The 4,243-nt window shown below is 63.5% G+C and carries 5 protein-coding genes; 2 read left to right on the top strand and 3 right to left on the bottom strand.

Annotated elements, in window-relative coordinates:
• Positions 1–265 (top strand): hypothetical protein (locus VIO10_RS11965; protein WP_331964282.1); only part of this gene is annotated, 265 nt, incomplete at its 5' end.
• A gap of 47 nt (positions 266–312) precedes the next feature.
• Entirely contained in the window at positions 313–1,020 is a 708-nt protein-coding gene (locus tag VIO10_RS11960) for a dienelactone hydrolase family protein (RefSeq protein ID WP_331964279.1), read from the top strand.
• Between the two features lie 8 nt (positions 1,021–1,028).
• Here VIO10_RS11960 and VIO10_RS11955 read toward each other — a convergent pair whose 3' ends face one another.
• The 3 genes from VIO10_RS11955 to VIO10_RS11945 all read right to left on the bottom strand — a co-directional run bounded on the left by VIO10_RS11955 (position 1,029) and on the right by VIO10_RS11945 (position 3,646).
• Positions 1,029–1,430, bottom strand: coding sequence for a PIN domain-containing protein (locus tag VIO10_RS11955; RefSeq protein ID WP_331964276.1), 402 nt, complete (start codon positions 1,428–1,430; stop codon positions 1,029–1,031).
• The gene (locus VIO10_RS11950; RefSeq protein ID WP_331964273.1) at positions 1,418–1,684 is read right to left on the bottom strand and encodes a type II toxin-antitoxin system prevent-host-death family antitoxin; all 267 of its coding nucleotides are present in this window, start codon (positions 1,682–1,684) and stop codon (positions 1,418–1,420) included. Before VIO10_RS11950 ends, VIO10_RS11955 begins: the two co-directional genes overlap by 13 nt.
• An 84-nt stretch (positions 1,685–1,768) precedes the next feature.
• On the bottom strand, positions 1,769–3,646 hold the full coding sequence (locus VIO10_RS11945; protein WP_331964270.1) for an exonuclease domain-containing protein: 1,878 nt from the start codon (positions 3,644–3,646) through the stop codon (positions 1,769–1,771).
• Positions 3,647–4,243 lie beyond the last annotated feature (597 nt).

The raw sequence follows: 4,243 nt of genomic DNA, 5'->3' as shown, positions 1-4,243 counted from the left end.
CGCGACGCCGGCTGCCGGTGCGGCGCCGGCGGGCGCCACGGCGACCACCGCGTCGGGCGGCGCGCCGAAGATCAAGCCGCTCAACAAGCTTTTCCTGTTGACGAAAAATTCGCCGGTATATCAAAATCCCGACGAGACCAGTTCCACAATCGGCCACGTGCGCCGCAAGAAATACGTTCACGTCACGGGAATCGCCGGCAACTACCTTCAGATCAAACTCAGGAATGGCACGGTCGGCTTTATACCGGTGACGGCCGCGGAGTAGATACGGCGCAGCGCGGGTGACAATTTACAGCTTCGAGGTGAGCGACAATGGCGAACAAAGATATCATCACGCGTGAAGTGAGCTATGCGGGCCGCGCGTGCGCGCTCAAGGCGTATGTCGCCGAGCCGGCGGGAGTCGAGCCATCGCCGTCGGCGATCGTAGTGCAGGAATGGTGGGGGCTGAACGAGCACATCCGCGACATCACCCGGCGGCTGGCGGGCGAGGGTTACTTCGCGATCGCGCCGGACTTGTACTCGCGACAGGGCCATCGCGTTGCCACCGAGCCCAACGGGGCCGCGCAACTGATGGGCGGGTTGAAGAAGGAAGACGGCATCGCGGATCTTCAGACCACGGTGGAGTGGCTGCGCGAGCAGCAACGGACGCATTCAACCCGCATCGGCATCACGGGATTTTGCATGGGCGGCAGCTACGCGCTGCTGTTGCCATGCGAGAGCCGGGAAATCGCGGCCGCGGCGCCGTTTTATGGCGAAGTTCCGCTGGACGAAAAACTCAAGCATCTCGGCTGCCCGATCTTTTACGCATACGGCGAGAACGACGGATGGATCCAGCGCGGCGACGTCGATCGGCTGGCGGCAGCGCTGAAGAAATTCGACAAGCCGGGCGAGGTCAAGGTTTACGCGGGATGCTCGCACGGATTTTTCAACGACACTCGCGCCGACGTCCATCGGCCCGCCGAAGCAAAGGACGCGTGGGAGCGCATGCTCAAGCTGTTCGCCGCGAATCTGAAAGGTTGAACCGGGCGCTAGATCCTCACAGTCTCGAGGCCCGGAATTTTCGGAAAGCTCCTGAGGTCCCGCGTCGCCACGCGGTAGTCATGGGCCATCGCAGTAGCCGCGATCATCAGATCGTGCGCGCCGACCTGGCGGCCGGTGCGGTCCAGCTCAGCCGAAACGGCTGAGTGCACTCGCGCGACGGCGAGATCGAACGCAATCACCGTCATCTGCGCGAATATCGCCTCGACGTAAGCATTGCGTCGATTCCGTTGCGCAGTCGTTCGAGCGCGATGCAGGCCGTACAGCAGTTCCGACGCGGTCACGGCGGACAGCGCGAGAGGCTCGCCGCCGAGCGATGCGACAAGGTCCGCCAGATCGATCAGGCCGCGCTCGCCGGCGATGAAGACGCTGGAATCGATCAGCGCGGCCACTTTGACTTCTCGGCCTTCGGCTGTTTTCGGAGATGCTGTTCGACGGCGCCCAGATAATCCTTGTCGGGGTGCGGCAGCGAGCGGAGCAATTCGGCGAGTTCACGGCCGGTGAAGGCAGTGGTGGGCACGGGGACGATCTCACAGACCGCTTCGCCGCCTCGTTTTACGACGAAAGTCTCGTTGCGATAGCGCACGCGGTTCACAACTTCTGAAAAGCGGCGGGCCGCGTCGGTGGCTGAAATCTCTGATTTCATGATTATCTGATTTTATGATGGCAGCAATACTTTCGGCAAGGGCTTAACCAACCTGGCCGCCGCAGTCGATTCTGAAACCGGCGATCAGCTTGCCAGCGCGGCGGGATCCAGCTGCGGACCGGCCAGATAGACGAGACGACCTTCGTCGGGCGCGCGCTCCCGGAGCCATCGTGCGACGATCGTCATCGCCTCCAACTCTCCGCGCTCGACGTATTTCAACTTGTATCGCTGGTAGTTGCCCGCGACGAACGCCGCCACCTCGCCCGCGGCGTCTCCCGCCTCCAGATGGCGCGTCATCGCCAGCCGTCCCGACAGCACGACGTGCGCTGCGCGATCGGCCGCCTGGCCGGTCACGATCACGAGGTTGTTTTCCGTCACCACCTGGCTGAGGCGGGTCGCGCGATGCGCCAGCGTGGTCAGCGCTTCGAGATGGTGGCGAAAGCGCTCCGCCTCCTCAAAGCGCATCGCGGCCGCGGCCTCGTCGCGCGCCCTGGCCAATTCACCCAGGATCGGGCCGCTCCTCCCGCGCAGAAATCCAACCGCGCGCCGAACCCGCTCCGCGTACTTGTCTGCGTCGATGCTCAGGTTGCACGGCGCGGTGCAATGCCCCATCTGGCCGTAGATGCACGGCGAAAAATCCTCGCTCGGCTTGAGCTTCCCGCCGCAGGTGCGAAGGCCGAGGATTCTCGCCAGCGCGCGAACCGAATGCTCGATGCTGCGGCGGCCGATGAACGGCCCCAGATGCATCACGCCGCGCCGCACACTCATCCTGGTCGAGATCGTCACGCGCGGGAACTCGTCCATCAGGTCGAGCTTGATGAAATACGCGGGCGCCGCCGATTTCAGCATCCGGTTGTACGGTGGTTTCAGCTCGCGGATGAGCCGCGCTTCGTCGAGCGCCGCCTCGAGCGGCGAGCGCGCCGGTCGCGTCTCGATTTTGTAAACGTGCGAGACGAGCTCCGCGGTCTTTGCTTTCACCGACGCCGTGAAGTATGAGCTCACCCGCTCCCGGAGCCGCCGCGCCTTGCCGATATACAGCAACTCGCCGCGCTCATTGCGCATCAGGTAAACCCCGGGCGCATGCGGGATCGCCGCGATCTCCTCCGACGGCACATGACGTTCGATTCTCATCCCCGCAAGTCCGCGATGATGGTCGTCGAGCAGGCGATCCAGCCGCGTGATGCCCATCCGCGCCGCCATCTCGAGAAAAATCGAGAGCAGCTCCGCGGCCATCCGCGCGTCGCCCAGTCCGCGATGCCGTCCTTCGAGCGAAAGCCCGAAATGCTCCGCGAGCAGATCGAGCCGGCGGCGCTTGAGCGACGGCATGAACCGGCGCGACATCCGCAGCGTGCATAGCACCGGGTTGCCCAGCCCAATTCCAAAGATGCGGCGATATTCGAAGTCGAGAAATCCAAAATCGAAGGCCGCGTTGTGCGCGACCATCACCCGCTCCCCCATGAACTCGCGAAACGCGGGCAGCACATCCTCGATCGGCGGCGCCTGGCGAACCATCTCCGTCGTGATCGACGTCAGCCCCGTGATAAAACGCGGGACGATGCCGCCGTGGGGACGGACCAGGGTCGAAAAAGATTCGGTGAGCCGCCGCCCGACCATCCGGTACGCGCCGATCTCGATGATCGTGCCCGGACCGGCGCGTCCTCCGGTGGTTTCCAGATCGACCACTGTGAACTCGGCCTGATCGAGCCCAACGCGGATGCGATCGCTCTGCGCAAGCCGCCACAGGGCAGTGTCGGCGTCGAAGATGAAATTTGGATCGCCGTCGAGTAGCTGGCGGACAATTCGCGCGCCCAGTTCAGGGTCCGAGCCGACTCCGCTCAGCAGCAGCCCGACCAGCTCGCCAGCGTCGGCGCCCGCCGGTCGCGAGCACAGAAACTGATAGAGCTTCTGCTTGGCCGAAATGCCGAAATGACGCTGATTCGCGCCTGGGATTCCCGCTTCCACTACATTCCTGCCCCTTCGTCCTTGCTTCGCTTTATCAGGGGCGCATCGCAACGGCAACGTCATGCCTATGGCCGGTACTGGTTCAGTTTGCCTACCTGACAAACTGAGCTGGTACCCAAGATCGCGCAACTGATTGCGCGCGGTCACGCGGGCATCGAAGGTCAACAGCATGTGCCGCCGCCGCGAAGATGAGACTGCGAGCGGCGCGATTCTGACTGATCGATTACGGCCGAAAAGAGCAATTCATACCATCCGTGGTGGTTTTGGGACGGCTCCGTTCTATGGCTAGCTTTGTTCCGTCAAAAACTATTTCTGCCGCGAGCAGGGGTCGTCCGATTTCAGGCGAGACCTGCGAGTACGGGACATCCTGGCGGTTGACCATAGGGAATGTGTAGCACGCGAAATCCGGCGGGGTCAGGCTGAATTAGGGCACCCCTGAACGAAGGAAGAATCACCTGCGCGGTGGGCGGCAGGGGCTGCGGCCCCTGCACCCGCAGTGAGAAGACGCGAAAATCTGCGCAGCGCATCTTTTCGCGACTACGCAATGGGCAGGGGTGACCCCTGCACCCACCGTCAAGGCCGCCCGCCGTTGGCGGG

Origin of the sequence: Candidatus Binatus sp. (assembly GCF_036567905.1) — a bacterium.
Classification (GTDB): Bacteria; Desulfobacterota; Binatia; order Binatales; family Binataceae; genus Binatus.
This window is presented reverse-complemented; position numbering and strand designations above follow the sequence as displayed.